Source organism: Caulobacter sp. GW821-FHT10A06 (genome assembly GCF_059415805.1).
On the sequence record NZ_JBWKNY010000006.1, the window covers coordinates 470618 to 488055 of the forward strand.

The following is a 17438-nucleotide window of genomic DNA, read 5'->3' on the forward strand; positions in this document are numbered from 1 at the left end:
GCTCCGCCGTTCTAAGGCGCGTCCATGCTACCTGATATCGGCGGCACTGAACTCCTTGTCATCGCCGCCGTCGCCCTGATCGTGGTCGGTCCCAAGGATTTGCCCGTTCTCCTGCGCAAGCTCGGCCAGTTCGTCGGGCGCATGCGTGGCATGGCTTCGGAATTCCGAGCCAGCTTCGACGAGATGGCGCGCCAGTCCGAACTGGACGAGCTGCGCCGCGAAGTGCAGGCCATGCGCGCCGGCCAGTTCACCAATCCCGTGCAGGACACCGGCGTCGACCAGGTCTTCGCCGACATCGACGCCTCGCTGTCCAGCGGCGCGACGCAAATGCATCCTTATGCCGGGGGCGAGATCCACAATCCGGCCCTGACCACCGACAACGCGATCCTCCCACCGGCCGAGCCCGGCGTGGAGATTGTCGAGAAGCCCAAGCGCGCGCCGCGCAAGAAGGCTGTGGCCGCTGCCGAGCCGGCCGTGGTCGAGCCCGCCAAGGCCGCGCCGCGCAAGAAGGCCGCCGCCGCGACCAAGAAAGACATTACCGTCGAAGCCCCGAAGGCCGTCCGCGCGCCGCGTAAGCGCGCCGCCAAGGCCGGCGGCTCGACCGCTTCGGACATCGTCTCGTGAACGATAAAGCCATCGGATACGACACCGAGGACGAGATCGAGTCCTCGCGCGCCCCGCTGCTGGACCATCTGGTCGAGCTGCGCACCCGCCTGATCATCTGCGTCGGCGCCATCGCCGTGGCGTTCGGGATCTGCTTTGCGTTCGTCAAACCGATCTTCCTGTTCCTGGTCCGCCCGTTCACGGTGGCCGAGGGCCTGAAGGCCGTGCAGGACGCCGGCGGCCATCACGGCTCGTTCGATCTGATCCTGGCGCTGATCGGCGTGAAGAAGGTCCCGGCCGCCTCGCTGGCCCAAATCACCCTGCAGGCCACCGCGCCGCTGGAGCAGTTCTTCACCAACATCAAGCTGGCGGCGTTCGGCGCGATCATCATCGCCTTCCCGATCATCGCCTGGCAGCTGTACCGCTTCGTCGCGCCGGGTCTGTACAAGAAGGAGCGCAACGCGTTCCTACCGTTCCTGATCGCCTCGCCGGTGCTGTTCCTGATGGGCGCGTCGCTGGTCTATTACGTGATGCTGCCGTTCGTGCTGTGGTTCTCGCTGAGCCAGCAGATCGTCGGCGACGGCGTGAAGGTGGTGCTGCAGACGCGGGTGTCGGAATATCTGACCCTGGTCACGACCCTGCTGCTGGCCTTCGGCCTCAGCTTCCAGCTGCCGGTGGTGCTGTCGCTGGGCGGCCTGGCGGGTTTAGTGACCTCGCAGATGCTGCGCACCGGGCGTCGCTACGCCATCGTCGCGGTCTTCGTCGTGGCCGCCGTCGTCACCCCGCCGGACCCGATCAGCCAGATCACCTTGGCCGTGCCGCTGTGCCTGCTCTACGAGATCTCGATCTGGTGCGTGTGGCTGATCGAACGCCGCCGCAAGCGGGAAGACGACGAAGAAGCCGGCACGGATATCGTGTCGGTCTAGGGGTTCTTCTCCTTCCCCCTTGATGGGGAAAGGTCGGGATGGGGGTGACTGCTGAGCTGGCCTCGGCGCCTGGCGTCCGCCGCCGTGGTCACCCCACCCCAACCCCTCCCCATCAAGGGGAGGGGCATAGACGCGAAGAGGGCCCCGCGACTGAGCCGCGGAGCCCTCCGTATTCCACTCAGATAAGCGAGTGAAAACTTAGGCGGCGGCGCCCATGCGCGCCTGCAGTTGGGCCTTGGCGGCGCGGACGGTGTCGGTCACGCAGGCCTGGTAGCTCACGACGCTGAAGTTCGGCTGGGCCTTGCAGACCGTGGCCGCGGCGGCGCGGATTTCCGAGTGGATCTGGTCGCGGGTCTTGCCCTTCAGCGAGATGCGGACGACCGAAACGGTTTCGTTGGCGAAGGCCTTGCCCGAGTCGCGAGCGCGCAGCAGCGAGGCCAGCTGGCGGTGAGCGCTGGTGGTGGCGCCTTCGATGCAGTCCTGGGCGTTCAGCTTCGAGCTGTCGGCGCAGACGGCGGCGGCGGCGGCCTTGATGTCGTTTTCGATCTGGACCGAGTTCTTGCCGGCGATCGAGACGCGGACTTCAGCGGCGGCGGTCTTGGCGCCGGCCGGGGCGGCGATGGCGGCGGCGATGGCGAGGGCGGCGAAAGCGGCGAACGTCTTCATGGTGTTTCTTGTTCCTAATGAATGATCGGGAGGGCCGGGGAGGGCCGCTGAAAAAGGACGCGTACTGAACTTGGCGCGGCTTTTCGGGCATCGGGATTAAGCCGTCATGACAAAGCGCGGCTAATTTCCGTTAACAGTTGGATGGTTCGTGCGGATCGGCGCGAAAACAGGGAAAGAACGGCTTTTTAGGCCTGCGTCATGCGGTCGCACGTGTCCCGAAATCGGGTTTTCGCGCAATGACGCCCAGGTTTCGCCGCCGTCGCGCCGGATCACGAAGCCGTTGAGAGCCGGGCAGGCCGCCCGGAAAGCTTGGCGCCCCCGCCGACGCGCCTTAGAGAGGGCGTTTCTCCTGCCTCTTCTGAGCTAGCGTTCGATGCACGACATCAAGGCCATCCGCGACAATCCCGAAGCGTTCGACCTGCATTGGTCGGGCAAGGGCCGGTCGGGCGCGGCCGCCGAGGCCGTGAAACTCGACGCCCAGCTGCGCGCGGCCCAGACCGCCCTGCAGGAAGCTCAAGCCAAGCGCAACGAGAGCTCCAAGCTGATCGGCATGGCCAAGGCCAAGAAGGACGAGGCGGAAGCTTCGCGCCTGATGGCCGAGGTCGAGGCGCTGAAGGGCGTCATGGCGACCGCCGCCGAAGAGGAAGCCATCGTCGGCGGCAAGCTGAAGGAGCTGCTGGCCTCGCTGCCCAACGTCCCGGCCTCGGAAGTTCCCGTGGGCGAGGATGAGAGCGGTAACGTCGAGCAGCGCGTGTGGGGCGACGCCAAGGCCCTGCCGGCCGGCAAGCTGAACGCCCCCAAGGATCACGTCGACCTGGGCCACGCCCTGGGCGGCATGGACTTCGAGGCCGCCGCCCGCATGAGCGGCGCGCGCTTCGTGGTCCTGAAAAGCCAGATCGCCCGCCTGGAACGCGCCATCGGCCAGTTCATGCTGGACGTCCAGACCGTCGAGCACGGCTACACCGAGATCAGCCCGCCGCTGCTGGTGAAGAGCGAGGCGCTGTTTGGCACCGGCCAGCTGCCCAAGTTCGCCGACGATCTGTTCCACACCGAAGACGACCGCTGGCTGATCCCGACCGCCGAAGTCTCGCTGACCAACATCGTCCGCGAGCAGCTGGTGGCCGAGGAAGAGCTGCCGATGCGCCTGACGGCCCTGACGCCCAGCTTCCGCGCCGAGGCCGGTTCGGCCGGCCGCGACACGCGCGGCATGATCCGCCAGCACCAGTTCTACAAGGTCGAGCTCGTTTCGATCACCACGCCCGACCAGTCGGAAGCCGAGCACCAGCGCATGGTCGAATGCGCCGAGACCGTGCTGAAGAAGCTGGAGCTGCCGTTCCGCACCATGCTGCTGTGCACCGGCGACATGGGCTTCGGCGCCAAGAAGACCTACGACCTGGAAGTCTGGCTGCCGTCGCAGGACATGTACCGCGAGATCAGCTCGTGCTCGAACTGCGGCGACTTCCAGGCCCGCCGCATGGACGCCCGCTACCGCAAGACTGGCGAGAAGGGCGGCCACTTCGTGCACACCCTGAACGGCTCGGGCCTGGCCGTCGGCCGCACCCTGGTGGCCGTGCTGGAGAACTATCAGGACGAGGCCGGCCGCATCCACATCCCGGCCGTGCTGCAGCCCTATATGGGCGGGGTCACCCACATCGGAGGCGATGCGTGAGGATCCTCCTCACCAACGACGACGGCATCAACGCGCCGGGCCTGAAGGCCCTGGAGACGATCGCTCGCGCCCTGAGCGACGATGTCTGGATCTGCGCGCCGGAATACGAGCAGTCGGGCGCCAGCCGGGCCCTAACCCTGTCGGACCCGATCCGCGTGCGCAAGCTGGACGACCGCCGCTTCGCCGTCGAAGGCACGCCGACCGACTGCGTGATGATGGCCGTGCAGCAGTTGATCGACGGCCCCGCGCCGGATCTCGTTTTGTCGGGCGTCAACCGCGGTCAGAACCTGGCCGAGGACGTCACCCTGTCGGGCACGGTGGCCGGCGCGATCGAGGGCATGGCCCACGGGATCCGCTCGATCGCCCTGTCGCAGACCATGACCTTCTTCCACGACGAGGTTGTCGCCCACTGGGAGACTGCCGAGCACTTCGGCCCCGGCATCGTCCAGCGCCTGCTGGAGGTGGGCTGGCCGAGCGACGTGGTCATGAACGTCAACTTCCCGGCCCTGCCGATCGAAGAGGTCACGGCGGTCGAGGTGACCCGCCAGGGCTTCCGCGACGGTCTGCTGCGCAACATGGAAAAGCGCACCGACCTGCGCGGCCGCGACTACTACTGGATGGGCTTCTCGGCCAAGGCTTCGCAGCCGGTGGAGGGCACCGATCTGCGCGCCATCTACGAGGGGCGCATCTCGGTCACGCCGCTGCACATCGACCTGACGCACCACGAAAGCGTTCACAAGCTGAAGAGCGTCCTGGGCGGCGCTCCGCCAAAGCTCAAGGTGAGCGAATGAGCGGAAGGACGACCAAGGCCGCCGAGAACGCCAAGGCCGACCTGCCGCGCCTGATGCAGGCTCTGCGCGACCAGGGGGTGACCGATCAGCAGGTGCTGAAGGCCATCGAGACCACGCCGCGCGACCTGTTCACGCCGGACCTCTTCAAGGACCGCTCGTGGGAGGACTCGGCCCTGCCGATCGCCTGCGGCCAGACCATCAGCCAGCCCTATATCGTCGGCCTGATGACCCAGGCCCTGACGGTCGAGCCGCGCTCGCGCGTGCTGGAGATCGGCACGGGGTCGGGCTACCAGACCACCATCCTCAGCAAGGTCTCGCGCCTCGTCTATACGATCGAGCGCTACCGGACCCTGATGAAGGAGGCCGAGAGCCGCTTCAACACCCTGGGCCTGACCAATGTCATCACCAAATTCGGGGACGGTGGTGAAGGTTGGGCCGAACAGGCGCCGTTCGACCGTATTATGGTCACGGCTGCGGCCGAAGATGATCCCAAGCGGCTGCTTTCGCAGCTGAAGCCCAACGGCGTGCTGGTCGCGCCGGTCGGGAAGGGGCCTGTGCAGAGCCTTCGCCGCTACGCCGGCGACGGCAAGGGGGGCTTCCGGGTAGAGATCCTGTGCGACGTGCGCTTCGTGCCGCTGCTGGCGGGCGTCGCCAAGGATCAGTGAGTTTGGAGGTCGCGGCATCCGCGACCTTCGGTGTTAAAGGTTGATTCACCCTGACGAAGCCCTTTGGTGGCTCCGGCGGGAAAGGAGACGTTATGAGGCAGTTGTGGACGCAAGCGGCGGTGATCGCCCTGACGGCTGGAACGCTCTCCGCCTGCGCGACCGACGCGCCGCAGTATCCGGCGCGTGAAGGCCAGGCGCCCGCGCCGGCGACCACGCGTCCGACGCCGAACTTCCCGATCACCCAGGCTCCGGCCCAGCCGCAGGCCGAGGCGCCCGTCCCGACCTCGCCCCCCGAGAGCGAGCGCCTGCCGCCGCCTCAGCCGATCCAGAGCCAGCCCCTGGCCCCGCCGGTGAGCCGCACCGAGCTGCCGCCCGCGCCGGCCCCACAGCCGGTGATCCGTCCGGTTCCGCCCAAGACCGTCGTCACCACCACCGTCACGGGTTCGGTGGTCACTGTGCCGGGCAAGCCGCAGGTGCATGTGGTGAAGTCGGGCGACACCCTGACCTCGATCGCCAAGCGCTTTGACGTTAACGTCAACGACCTGGCCAAGGACAATGATTTCAAGAAGGGCCAGACCCTGCGCCTGGGCCAGAAGATCACCGGCCCCGCCAGCGAGCAGAAGGCCTATGTGGTCCAGACGGGCGACACCATCTTCGCCATCGCCAAGCGCTTCAACGTCACCGCCGCGGCCCTGGCCGACGAGAACGACCTGAAGACCGGCTCGGCCATCAAGAAGGGCCAGAAGCTGGTCCTGCCGGACGGCTTCAAGGACAAGGGCCCGATCAAGACCACGACGGTGATCCCGGGCACGCCCGGCTCGTCGACCAGCCTGGCCGGCGCCGAGCCCGCCGCGCCGACGCCGACCCGTCCCACGCCCTCGCGCCCGACCTACACCCCGCCCGCCGACGAAGAGCCGGCGACCACCCAGGTCAGCACCACCACGCTCAGCGTCACCGGCGCCGTCGTCTCGGTGGCCGGCCCGCGCGAGGTCCACACGGTCAAGTCGGGCGACACCCTGACCGCGATCGCCCGCAAGTTCGACATGAGCATCAAGGAGTTGGCCGACGCCAACGACCTGGACAGCGACAAGCCGCTGAAGCTGGGCGCGAAGATTAAAGGCCCGGCGACGACGTCCAAGGCCTATGTCGCCCAGAGCGGCGACACCCTGACCGGCGTCGCCAAGCGCTTCAATGTCAGCGTCAAGGAACTGGCGGCCGAGAACGATCTGAAGACCAGCGCCTCGGTCAAGAAGGGCCAGAAGCTGGTCCTGCCCGACGGCTTCAAGGACAAGGGCCCGATCAAGACCACGACGACGGTGACCAAGCCGGCGCCGTCGACGCCGTCGAACAGCTACGCCAAGGTCGAGTCGCCGACCACCTCGCGTCCAGTCCCGACCCCGTCCAGCCCGGTACCGTACCAGCCCAGCGGCAACACCTATTCGCGCCCCAGCGCGCCGATCGCCGCCCAGCCGGTGACGCCGCCGCCGTCGACGACCCGTCCGATCATCGAGAGCAGCGCCGCCCCGACCGAGGCCGAGATCATCGCTTCGGGCCGCGGCAAGTTCGCCTGGCCGGTGCGTGGCGAGATCATCTCGGACTTCGGCGCCAAGAGCACGGGCCAGCGCAATGACGGCCTGGACATCCGCGCCGCCTCGGGCACGCCGGTCCTGTCGGCCGCCGAGGGCAAGGTGGCCTATGCCGGCAACCAGGTGCCCAGCTACGGCAACCTGGTGCTGGTGCGTCACGCCGACGGCTGGGTCACGGCCTACGCCCACCTCTCCAGCATCAATGTGAAGATGCAGCAGGACGTGCGTCAGGGCGAACAGCTGGGCGCCGTCGGCGCTACTGGCGGGACCAACGAGCCCAAGCTGCACTTCGAGATGCGCTACGCGCCCACGCCCAAGGACAAGGCCAAGCCGGTCGATCCGGCCTTGGTCCTGCCGCGCTAAAAACAAACGGCCCGCTTCGAAAGAGGCGGGCCGTTTTGTTTTAGAGCTGGCGGGTCATGAAGGCGCTGTTCGGGTCGGGCTTGTAGTCGCCGAACGGCTCGCAATCGGCGAAGCCGTTGCGGGCGTACATGGCCCGGGCGGGGACAAAGAAGTCGCCGGCCCCGGTCTCGAGGCTCAGGCGCGACAGGCCCAGGGCGGCCGCATGGGCGATCAAGTGATCCAGCGTCGCCTGGCCCACGCCGCGACGGCGATAGGCGGCGGCCGTGTGCATCGACTTGATCTCGCCATGCTCGGCGTCCAGCCGCTTGATCGCCCCGACGCCGGCCAGGGTCTCGCCGTCCCAGGCGGCGAAGAAGTCCAGACCCGCCTCGCGCATGGCGTCCAGCGGCATGACGTGACAGCTCTCCTCGGGGCCGGTCGAGCGCATGGCGGCGAAGTGGCTGGCCAGCAGGGCGACAACCCGCGCGTCGTCGAAGTCGCCGGGAACGATACGAAGCTGCGTCATGGGCTCAGGTCGTCGTGCTGTTGATGATCAGGTAGCGGGCCGGGACCGCGCCGGGATTGCCGATGCGGGCGGCGTCGACGCCCCGGTGGCGCAGGCAGTCGCCGGGTTCGAGGCGGTAAGTCTCGCCGTCGACGTCCAGGCTCAGCGCGCCCTCCAGCAGGTAAAAGAACTGCTCGCGGCCCGGCGCCTGGCGGCCGTCATAGTGGATCTCGGCTCCGGCCGGCAGCTCGCCCAGGGCCAGCTCGGTGGCGTAGTCCTGACTGGGCGGGGCGATCAGGGTGCGCAGGTAACCGCTCTCGGGATCGCGCCATTGGGGCGCCAGGGCGCCGCGCAGCAGGCGAGGGGCGTTCTCCTCGACCGCCGCCATCAGCCGCGACATGGTCAGGCCATAGGCGCCGCACAGCCGGCCCAGGGCGTTGGCGGTCGGACTGGTCTCGCCGCGCTCGATCCGTGAGATGGTGGCGCGGCTGAGGCCCGTCAGGCCGGCGGCGGCGTCCAGCGACAGGCCGCGCTCGTGGCGCAGGGCCTCGAGGCGGGCGGCCAGGGCGTGGTCGGAAGGCTCGACGGCGTCAGATGTGATTCCCATAATCGGGAATTATTCTCACATATGATCGCCACGCAAGGGCCGACCTGGAACTAGGCCGGCAGCTTCACGCCCAGTTCGCCCGCCAGGTCGCGGATGAACTGCCAGGCCACCCGGCCCGAACGAGCGCCGCGCTGGGTCGACCACTGCAGGGCGCGGCGGTCCAGGTCCTGGGCGTGTAGGCCGAACTGCTCGGCATAGCCCCGGATGGCGGCCAGGTAGGTGTCCTGGTCCATGGGCGGGAAGCCGATCCACAGGCCGAAGCGGTCCGAGACGCTCATCTCCTCTTCCGCGTTCTCGGCGGCGGCGATGGCGCCCTGGCGCTCGACGTGGTCGCGCGGCATCAGGTGGCGGCGGTTCGAGGTGGCGACGAATAGGACGTTCTCGGGCGGACCTGAAACGCCGCCTTCCAGCGCCGACTTCAGGGCCTTGGCCGCCGCCGCGCCGTCCTCGAACGAGAGGTCGTCACACAGCACCACGAACCGCTCGGAGCGGGCGCGCAGCAGGTCGAACAGCGGCGGCAGGGCGGTGACCTCGTCGCGGTCGACCTCGATCAGCTTCAGGTCGGCGAATTCGTCAGCGAGCGCGACGAAGGCGGCCTTGGTCACCGAGCTCTTGCCCGTGCCGCGCACGCCCCACAGCAGGGTGTGGTTGCTGGGCACGCCCACGGCGAAGCGGCGCAGATTCTCGACGAAACGGGTCTTCTGGCGATCGATGCCGACCAGGCTGTCCAGCGACAGCGGATAGTCCGGCGCGGGTACGAAGGCGCCGCTCTGGGGCTCGTGCCGGAAGAGGCGCGCGGCTCCGAAATCCGGGGCGGGCGGGGGCGGCGGCGCCAGGCGGTCCAGGGCGTCGGCGATGCGGGCGAGCAGGGGAGTGGACGCTTCAGTCATGGGCACGCTGCATACCGGGTGCGCTTGCATTGCAAAAGGGGAGGCGAACGCATAGCTTCCGCCGACTTGGCGCGACCCTATCTGAAGGCGGCGCGCCTAACGGAATTCTCGGAGTCCCTATGAACAACCTGAACGCCCAGATCATCCAGCTCGCCCCCATCCTCCTGATGGTCGTGCTGTTCTACTTCATGCTGATCCGTCCGCAGCAGAAGCGCGCCAAAGAGCACCAGAACATGCTGGGCAACCTGAAGCGCAACGACACTGTCGTGCTGTCCAGCGGCATCATCGGCAAGGTGATGCGCGTCGAAGACAAGGAAGTCGGCGTCGAGATCGCCAGCGGCGTGACCGTGAAGGTCGTCAAGGGCATGATCACCGAGGTCCGCGCCAAGGGCGAACCGGCCGCGGCCAACGACGCCAAGAACTAAGGCGCTTTAAAACCCTGTCTCGAGGCGTTCGTATGGACGCCGCCTGAAAAGTCACTGATCCATGCTGACCCTTTCCCGCTGGAAGATCATCGCCGTTACGCTGTCGGTGATCTTCGGCATCCTGTTCTCCCTGCCCAACGTGCTTCCGCAGAAGACGTTGGACGCCATGCCCGGCTGGCTGCCGCACCAGAAGCTGAACCTCGGCCTCGACCTGCAGGGCGGTTCGTACCTGCTGTACGAGGTCGACACCGACGCTCTGCACCGCGAACGCCTGTCGAACCTGGTCGAAGACGTGCGCCTCCAGCTGCGCAACGAGCAGATCCCGTTCGGCGAGCTGGCCCAGCAGGGCGACGTCGTCAGCGTCCGCATCGGTGACGCCTCGCGTTACGACGACGCGATGAACGTGCTGCGCAAGAACATCGGCGCGCCGCTGGCCGGCGTGATCGGCGGGAAGGACGTGGCGGTCACGGGCAAGGGCGATCAGCGCATCCAGCTGGAATACGTGCCGGAAGCGATCCGCGCCGACGCCGCCAAGGCCGTCGACCAGTCGATCGAGACGGTCCGTCGCCGTATCGACAGCCTGGGCACCAAGGAACCCTCGATCAACCGCCAGGGCGCCAACCGGATCATGATCCAGGCGGCCGGCGAGAGCGATCCCGAGCGCCTGCGCGCCGTCATCGGCAAGACCGCCAAGCTGACCTTCCAGATGGTCGACGAGACGGTCACGCCCGAGGACATGCAGGCTGGCCGCATCCCGCCCGGTTCGGAACTGCTGAAAGGCGACCGCTTCGCGCCGGTCTACGTCGTCAAGAAGCGCGCCGTGGTGTCGGGCGACGAACTGACCAACGCGACGCAGACCTTCGACCAGAACGGCTCGCCGGCCGTCGGCTTCGCCTTCAATGGTTCGGGCGCCAAGAAGTTCGGCGACGTCACCACCCGCAATCGCGGCAAGCGCTTCGCCATCGTCCTGGACAAGCAGGTGATTTCGGCCCCGACGATCAACGACCCGATCACCGGCGGCAGCGGCATCATCACCGGCAGCTTCACGGCCCAGAGCGCCAACGAGCTGGCCCTGCTGCTGCGCTCGGGCGCCCTGCCGGCCCCGCTGAACATCGAAGACCAGCGCACCGTGACCGCCGAGCTCGGCGCCGACGCCGTCAAGGCCGGCTCGATCTCGCTGGCCATCGGCGCCCTGTCGATGTTCGTGTTCGTGATCCTGGCCTATGGCCTGTTCGGCGGCTTCGCGGCCATCGCCCTGGTGATCAACGTGCTGCTGATCATCGGCATCATGTCGATGACCCAGGCGACCCTGACCTTCCCCGGCATCGCCGGCCTGATCCTGACCCTGGCCGTCGCCGTCGACGCCAACGTGCTGATCTACGAGCGCATGCGCGACGAGGCCAACGCCGGGCGAACGCCCATGGCCGCGGCCGACCACGGCTACAAGCTGGCCCTGACCTCGATCCTGGACGCCAACATCACCAGCCTGATCTCGGGCCTGATCATGTTCAGCTTCGGCTCGGGCCCGGTGAAGGGCTTCGCCTGGACCCTGGTGATCGGCGTGTTCACGTCGCTGTTCACCGCCATCATCATCACGCAAGTGCTCATCGGCTGGTGGTTCAAGGCCACCAAGCCGAAGAAGCTGCCGATCGCATAGGAGATCCGACCATGCGTTGGCCCCTCATTCGCTACATCCCGCGCGCGACCCACTATCAGTTCGTGCGCTGGGCCCCCGTCGCGGCCGTCTTCTCGGCCATCCTGATCCTGGGCTCGATCGGTTCGCTGGTCTTCCACGGCCTGAACCTGGGCATCGACTTCAAGGGCGGCGTCGCCCTGGAAATCAACATGCCGCGCCCGGTGCCTCAGGGCGAGCTGCGCACGGCGCTGGACCAGATCGGCGCCCATGACGGCCAGGTCCAGGGCTTCGGCTCGCCGAACGCCGCCATGGTCAAGTTCCGTCCCGCCGAGGGCGAGGCCGCCACGGCCGCGTCCAAGCACGTCGAGACCGAGCTGGTGAAGCGCTTCCCCGACCTGAAGGTGACCAGCCGCTCGGAAGTGGGCGCCAAGGTCTCGGGCGAGCTCCTGATGTCCGGCTTCAAGGCCCTGGGCGTCGCCCTGCTGCTGACCCTGGGCTACATCTGGTTCCGCTTCGGCCTGTCGTACGGCACGGGCGCGGTCGTGGCCGTGATCCACGACATCGTCCTGACCCTGGGCCTGCTGTCGGTGGTGGGCATCGAGTTCTCGATGACGGAAATCGCGGCCCTGCTGACGGTCATCGGCTACTCGATGAACGAAAAGGTCATCACCTTCGACCGTCTGAAAGAGAACCTGCGCAAGTACAAGACGACCCCGCTGCGCGACATCATCGACCTGTCGGAGAACGAGCGTCTGTCGCGGACGATCATCACCGGCACCACGGCCCTGCTGGCCCTGGGCGGCACGATGGCGTTCGGCGGTCCGGTGCTGTTCCCGCTGGTCTTCACCATGGTGTTCGGCATCATCATCGGCACCTATTCGTCGATCTACATCGCCCTGCCGCTGATCCTGGTGTGGGGCGTCAAGCGTGGCGACGAAGAAGCCACGCCGATCAAGCTCGGCGCGGCCTCGCGTCCCTGATGCGTCAGCCGCCGTCCATCGACGCCTGGGGCGGCGGCGGCTTTCGGGTCGCCGGCGACTGGCGGCCCGGCTCGCTGCTGATCATCGACGATCAGCCGCGCGACTGGGCCGCGACCACCCTGGCGGACCTGACGCCGGAGGCCTTCGCCGAGGTGTTCGCCGCCGGTGGGGCCGTCGAGTTCGTCCTGCTGGGCACGGGCCTGGTCAACGCCCTGCCGCCGCGTCCCATCCGCGACGCGATCAAGGCCGCGGGCCTGGGCCTGGAGTTCATGAGCACCGAGGCCGCCGCGCGGACCTACAACGTGCTGGCCAGCGAAGGCCGGCGGATGGCCGCGGCCCTGATCGCGGTCTGATCTTCCAAGTCCCGGAGAGGGTGAAGTCGCTGACTTTGCCCGACTCTGCAAACGGTCCTAAGGTCCTGTTCAAGCAATAGGGATCCGAGGGGGAAACCGATGTCTGGACTGCTTTCGAACTTCCGCAACACCATCATCGTCAGCGTCGTGCTGGGCCTGGTGATCATCATCGGCTACGGGCACAGCCCGCACGGCCATGACAGCAGCTACTTCCAAGCCATCTTCCGGCTGCTGCACGTCTGGTTCGGCATCCTGTGGATCGGGCTGCTGTACTATTTCAACTTCGTGCAGATCCGGGTGATGCCGCAGATCCCGGCCGAGCTGAAGCCGGCGGTCAGCAAGTACATCGCGCCGGAAGCCCTGTTCTGGTTCCGCTGGGCGGCGCTGTTCACCTGGGTGATGGGCGTGATCCTGGCCTTCAGCCGCGGCTACCTGCTGGAAGCGGCCACCCTGGGCCTGGCCGGCGGCTATACGCCCGGCGTCGACATGGGCTTCACCTTCATCGGCACCGGCATGTGGCTGGCCACGGTGATGTTCATCAACGTCTGGGTCTTCATCTGGCCAAACCAGAAGATCGCCCTGGGCATCGTGGAGGCGGACGCCGACGCCAAGGCCAAGGCGGCCAAGCTGGCCATGCTGTTCTCGCGCACTAACACCCTGCTCAGCATCCCGATGCTGGCGACCATGGCGATGAACCAGACGCTGTTCGGCTGACGCCGGGCGCGACACGCTGTAAGGGGAGGGCCCGCCAGGTTCGGCGGGCCTTCTTCGTTTTGAGCTCATGGCCGACACCGAAACCCTCGACGACCTCGTCCGCCGCGTCGATCCCGACCGCTGGCTGGCCAGCCGCTTCATCGGCGACGCCGCCGCGCGGGCCGACGTCATCGCGCTCTTCGCCATGAACTACGAGTTGGCTCGGGTGGCCGGCGGGGTGACCAACGCCCTGATGGGCGAGATCCGCCTGACCTGGTGGCGCGAGGCCATGGAAGAGATCGCGGCCGGCAAGACCCCGCGCAAGCATCCCAATGTCGAGGCCCTGGCCGCCTCGAAGTTCGACCCCAACGCCCTGGCGGCGCTGTCGGAAGCCCGCTTCACCGACCTGGATGAAGGCCCGCTGAAGGACGAGGCGGCGGTGCTGGCCTATGTCGACGGCACGGCCGGGGCGCTGGCGGTGCTGGCGGCGCGTCGGCTGGACCCGACTGCGGACCCGCATGCCGTTAAGGGCGCGGCGCGGGCCTGGGGGCTGTCGGGCCTGTGGCGGCTGAAACAGTCCGGGCGTGACCGGCTACCGGCGGACTGGACGCAGGCCGACCTGAAGCGTCGTGTCGAGGATCAGTTAAGAGCCGCGCGCGGCGAGGTGAGGGGCCTGCCCGTGGCGGCCTTCCCGGCCGTGGCCCCGGCGGCGCTGGCGCGGGCCTATGTGGCCGGACGCGAGATGGGCGAGCTGGAGAAGAAGGCCCGCCTCACCTTGGCGGTGGCGACGGGCCGTCTCTGAGCCTTACTTGCCGGGCCGACTATTCCCCGTCCACTGGTCCAGCCAGTCCAGCACTTCCTTGTGCCACTGCACCGAGTTCTGGGCCTTCAGCACCCAGTGGTTCTCGTTGGGGAAGTACAGGAACTTGCTGGGCACGCCCTTGCGCTGCAGGGCGGTGAAGGCGCCCAGGCCCTGTTCGACCGGGATGCGGTAGTCCAGCTGGCCCTGCACGATCAGCTGCGGCTTGGTCCACTGCGCCACGTGATCGACCGGGTTGAACTTGTCGTAGGTCGTGCCCTTCTGCCACGGCGTGCCGCCGTTCTCCCACTCGGTGAACCACAGCTCCTCGGTGGCGTAGCCCATGGCGCGGGTGTCGAAGACACCGTCGTGGGTGACCAGGCACTTCCACGGCTCGGCCCAGTTGCCGGCGATCCAGTTGACCATGTAGCCGCCGTACGAGGCGCCCAGGGCGCAGGCGCGGTCGGCGTCGAGGAACGAGTACTTCTGAGTCGCGAAGGCCCAGCCCTTCTGCAGGTCTTCCAGCGGGCGGTCGCCCCAGTGCTGGCTGATCGCGTCGGTGAAGGCCTGGCCGTAGCCGGTCGAGCCATGGAAATCGACCATCACCACGGCATAGCCGGCATTGGCGTAGACCTGGGGGTTCCAGCGGTACGACCAGCTGTTGCTGAACGAGCCCTGCGGGCCGCCGTGGATCAGGAAGGCCACCGGATACTTCTTGGCCGGGTCGAAATTGGCGGGTTTCAGCACGAAGCCGTGCACGGTCTCGTCGTTCCAGCCCTTGAAGTCGAACTGCTCGGGCTCGCCCCAGGCCACGTCCTTGAGGGCCTCGTCGCTGACGCTGGCCACGCGGATCGGCGGACCCTTCTTGGCGGGCAGCAGGAACAGCTCGGACGGGCTCTTCAGCGAGTCGGAGGCGTAGACGATGCCGTTTGGCCCCACGTCGAAGGCGGTGACGTGGCCGTCGCCGGTCAGGGCGGTGACCTTGCCGGTCTTGACGTCGATGGCGAACAGCTTGCCTTGGCCGACGTCCAGGGCCGTGGCGTAGATCGTCTTGCCGTCGCGGCTCCAGGCGATGGCGTCGGCCGAACGGTCCCAGGTCGGGGCCAGCTCACGCTCGGTCTTGCTCGCCTCGTCCCAGATCATGATCGCGAAGCGGTCAGCCTCGAAGCCCGGGCGCTTCATGGCGCGATAGGCCATCAGCTTGCCGTCCGGGGAGGTGATCTCGACCGTATCCCAGGCCTTGTTCTTGGCGGTGTAGTTCTCCGGCTTGGCCGAGCCGTCCAGGGGGACGCCCCACATGTCGTAGTTGGTGGTCCAGGGCTCGTCCTTGCCGGCGATCTTGGCCGAGAAGATCACGAGCTTGCTGTCGGAGCTGATCGAGAAGTCGTCGTCGCCGCCGTAGGGCTTGGTCGGCGTATCGCCGTCGAAGCCCTTCATCAGGTCGACGGGCTGGCCCGCCGCCACGCCGTTGGCGTCCAGGCTCCAGGCGAAGAGGTGGTTCTTGGTCCCGTCGTTCCACGTATCCCAGTGGCGCACGAACAGCTTGTCATAGACGACGCCGGTGGCCTTGGTCGCGGTCTTGGCCGCCAGGCGGGCCTCGGTGCACGACAGGTCCGGGCAGTCGGGGAACACGGCTTGGCCGACGACGATGCTCTTGCCGTCCGGCGCGACCTTGTAGGCCAGCACGTCGAACGGGGCCGAGGTCACCTGGGTGGCGGTTTCGCCGCTGACGTCGGTCTTGAACACCTGCTCGGTCCCGCCGGCGCGGCTGGACGAGAAATAGATGGCCTTGCCGTCGGCGCTCCAACGGCCGCTGGACGCGCCGCCGTCCGAAATCTTCAAGCGGCGCGGGGCCATCTTGGTCTTTAGGTCGGCGACCCACAGGGACATCGCGGCCTTGTTGGCCGGATAGTTCATGGTCCGCACCGAATAGAGCACGAAGCGGCCGTCGGGCGAGACGCGCGGATCGGACAGGCGATCCAGGCTGGCCATGTCCTTGGCGGTGAAGACGTGCGGCTTTTGCGGCGCCTGCGCATGAGCCACGCCGGCGAGGGCGGCTGAGAGGGCGACAGCCGAAGCCGCGAAACGCAAGGTCTTGATCATGAAACCGAAAATCCCGGAAACGGTTATCCCATCTGGCGGCGGAGCCTAGTCCCGCTTTTCGCCACCGGCTAGGGCCGCCGGGCAAGAGATTCCCGACCACGGATCGCCGATCGGCGGTCTGTTTCGGCGTATGCGTTCGCGTGACAAATCCGTAATAAAATCCGTCGCTTAGCGCGTAACAATCCGAAACAGGACTTGCTTTGCCGCGACGCAGCATCCTCCTTACATGCTTAAGCGGGGCGATAGGATAGCCGCAGAGCTGTCCGTCCAACGATAAGGGTCTCTAGTGTCGGCTTCGGGTTATTTTCAGCACACGGTCGCAGGGCCGGTGATCTTTGCGGGGATCGGCCTGCACACGGGCGCGCATGTGCGCGTCGCCGTGCGCCCGGCGGCTCCCGACGCGGGGATCATCTTCGTGCGGACCGATGTGCATGACCGCGACAATCGTGTCCCCGTCACCGCCGAGTCGGTCTGCCAGACGCAACTGGGCACCGTGATCTGCAATGGCGACGACGTTCGCGTCTCGACCATCGAACATCTGATGGCGGCCCTGGCGGCCCTGTCGATCGACAATTGCGTCGTCGAGCTGGACGGCCCGGAAGTGCCGATCATGGACGGCTCGTCCGAGCCCTTCGTCCAGATCCTGGACCGCGCCGGCCGCCGCAAGCAGGAAGCCGTCCGCCAATATATCGAGATCCTGGCCCCGATCACGGTCGAGGACGGCGACAAGCGCGCCAGCCTGCTGCCGGCCGATCGTTTCGAAGTGGCCTTCGAGATCGCCTTCGGCTCCAAGGCCATCGGCCGTCAGGCCGTGGACCTGGTCGTCGACGAAGAATCGTTCCGCGCCGAGCTGTCGGATTGCCGCACCTTCGGCTTCGTCCGCGACGTCGAAGCCCTGCGCGCCATCGGCCTGGCCCGTGGCGGCTCGATGGAAAACGCCGTGGTCATCGACGGCGACCGCGTGCTGAACCCGGAAGGCCTGCGCCGTCCGGACGAGTTCGTGCGCCACAAGGCCCTGGACGCCATTGGCGACCTGTATGTGCTGGGCAAGCCCATCCTGGGCCGCTTCGAAGGCGTTCTGGCCGGTCACGGCCTCAATAACGCCGTGGTTAGAGCGTTGCTGTCCCAGCCGCGCGCCTGGCGCCTTCGCGCTCTCGCGTCGGAACTAGCCGAAGCGGTCTAAAGGGGAGCTCCCCGCG

General features: G+C 67.4%; 18 protein-coding genes. 13 read left to right on the top strand and 5 right to left on the bottom strand.

Annotation, left to right across the window (positions count from 1 at the left end; all coding sequences use genetic code 11):
* Positions 1-24: 24 nt before the first annotated feature.
* Positions 25-624, top strand: a complete 600-nt coding sequence (tatB, locus tag AC07NF_RS20370) for a Sec-independent protein translocase protein TatB (protein ID WP_494630483.1) — start codon at positions 25-27, stop codon at positions 622-624.
* The gene (gene tatC / locus AC07NF_RS20375; RefSeq protein ID WP_492817441.1) at positions 621-1529 is read left to right on the top strand and encodes a twin-arginine translocase subunit TatC; all 909 of its coding nucleotides are present in this window, start codon (positions 621-623) and stop codon (positions 1527-1529) included. The genes tatB and tatC overlap by 4 nt, the downstream gene beginning before the upstream one ends.
* 198 nt (positions 1530-1727) lie before the next feature.
* Here the strand turns inward: tatC and AC07NF_RS20380 are convergent, their stop codons facing one another.
* Entirely contained in the window at positions 1728-2195 is a 468-nt protein-coding gene (locus tag AC07NF_RS20380) for a hypothetical protein (protein WP_494630489.1), read from the bottom strand.
* A 373-nt stretch (positions 2196-2568) separates the two neighbouring features.
* Between AC07NF_RS20380 and serS the strand changes: the two genes are divergently transcribed.
* The 4 genes from serS (at position 2569) to dipM (ending at position 7269) form a co-directional block, all read left to right on the top strand.
* Entirely contained in the window at positions 2569-3864 is a 1296-nt protein-coding gene (gene serS, locus AC07NF_RS20385) for a serine--tRNA ligase (protein WP_494630492.1), read from the top strand.
* Entirely contained in the window at positions 3861-4655 is a 795-nt protein-coding gene (gene surE / locus AC07NF_RS20390; RefSeq protein ID WP_494630494.1) for a 5'/3'-nucleotidase SurE, read from the top strand. The genes serS and surE overlap by 4 nt, the downstream gene beginning before the upstream one ends.
* Complete coding sequence (locus tag AC07NF_RS20395; RefSeq protein ID WP_291870469.1) at positions 4652-5320, top strand: protein-L-isoaspartate(D-aspartate) O-methyltransferase; 669 nt, start codon at positions 4652-4654, stop codon at positions 5318-5320. The genes surE and AC07NF_RS20395 overlap by 4 nt, the downstream gene beginning before the upstream one ends.
* A 92-nt stretch (positions 5321-5412) precedes the next feature.
* Positions 5413-7269, top strand: coding sequence for a cell division endopeptidase DipM (gene dipM, locus AC07NF_RS20400; RefSeq protein WP_494630497.1), 1857 nt, complete (start codon positions 5413-5415; stop codon positions 7267-7269).
* Between the two features lie 40 nt (positions 7270-7309).
* Here dipM and AC07NF_RS20405 read toward each other — a convergent pair whose 3' ends face one another.
* From AC07NF_RS20405 to AC07NF_RS20415, 3 genes are read right to left on the bottom strand one after another with little or no spacing between them, the layout of a single operon-like run.
* Positions 7310-7774 carry a GNAT family N-acetyltransferase gene (locus AC07NF_RS20405; protein WP_494630499.1) on the bottom strand — a complete coding sequence of 155 codons (465 nt, stop codon included), beginning with the start codon at positions 7772-7774 and terminating at the stop codon, positions 7310-7312.
* A 4-nt stretch (positions 7775-7778) separates the two neighbouring features.
* On the bottom strand, positions 7779-8360 hold the full coding sequence (locus AC07NF_RS20410) for a helix-turn-helix domain-containing protein (protein WP_494630501.1): 582 nt from the start codon (positions 8358-8360) through the stop codon (positions 7779-7781).
* Positions 8361-8410: 50 nt separating this feature from the next.
* Entirely contained in the window at positions 8411-9250 is an 840-nt protein-coding gene (locus AC07NF_RS20415) for an ATP-binding protein (RefSeq protein ID WP_494630503.1), read from the bottom strand.
* Positions 9251-9369: 119 nt separating this feature from the next.
* On the opposite strand from AC07NF_RS20415, the gene yajC reads away from it, so the two are divergent.
* The 6 genes from yajC to AC07NF_RS20445 all read left to right on the top strand — a co-directional run bounded on the left by yajC (position 9370) and on the right by AC07NF_RS20445 (position 14139).
* Positions 9370-9675, top strand: a complete 306-nt coding sequence (gene yajC, locus AC07NF_RS20420) for a preprotein translocase subunit YajC (RefSeq protein ID WP_454715204.1) — start codon at positions 9370-9372, stop codon at positions 9673-9675.
* Positions 9676-9736: 61 nt separating this feature from the next.
* Positions 9737-11332: a protein translocase subunit SecD gene (secD, locus tag AC07NF_RS20425; RefSeq protein WP_492817459.1), complete on the top strand. Its 1596-nt coding sequence runs from the start codon at positions 9737-9739 to the stop codon at positions 11330-11332.
* An 11-nt stretch (positions 11333-11343) separates the two neighbouring features.
* Positions 11344-12291 (top strand): protein translocase subunit SecF, encoded by a 948-nt coding sequence (gene secF / locus AC07NF_RS20430; RefSeq protein ID WP_492817461.1) that lies wholly within the window; start codon positions 11344-11346, stop codon positions 12289-12291.
* The gene (locus tag AC07NF_RS20435; RefSeq protein WP_494630507.1) at positions 12291-12644 is read left to right on the top strand and encodes an Mth938-like domain-containing protein; all 354 of its coding nucleotides are present in this window, start codon (positions 12291-12293) and stop codon (positions 12642-12644) included. The genes secF and AC07NF_RS20435 overlap by 1 nt, the downstream gene beginning before the upstream one ends.
* A 99-nt stretch (positions 12645-12743) precedes the next feature.
* Entirely contained in the window at positions 12744-13358 is a 615-nt protein-coding gene (locus tag AC07NF_RS20440) for a urate hydroxylase PuuD (RefSeq protein ID WP_454715210.1), read from the top strand.
* 67 nt (positions 13359-13425) lie between these two features.
* The gene (locus AC07NF_RS20445) at positions 13426-14139 is read left to right on the top strand and encodes a squalene/phytoene synthase family protein (protein WP_494630510.1); all 714 of its coding nucleotides are present in this window, start codon (positions 13426-13428) and stop codon (positions 14137-14139) included.
* Positions 14140-14142: 3 nt separating this feature from the next.
* On the opposite strand, the gene AC07NF_RS20450 is transcribed toward AC07NF_RS20445, so the two are convergent.
* Complete coding sequence (locus AC07NF_RS20450; protein WP_494630512.1) at positions 14143-16239, bottom strand: S9 family peptidase; 2097 nt, start codon at positions 16237-16239, stop codon at positions 14143-14145.
* Between the two features lie 286 nt (positions 16240-16525).
* On the opposite strand from AC07NF_RS20450, the gene lpxC reads away from it, so the two are divergent.
* Positions 16526-17422, top strand: a complete 897-nt coding sequence (gene lpxC, locus AC07NF_RS20455) for a UDP-3-O-acyl-N-acetylglucosamine deacetylase (protein WP_492817471.1) — start codon at positions 16526-16528, stop codon at positions 17420-17422.
* Positions 17423-17438 lie beyond the last annotated feature (16 nt).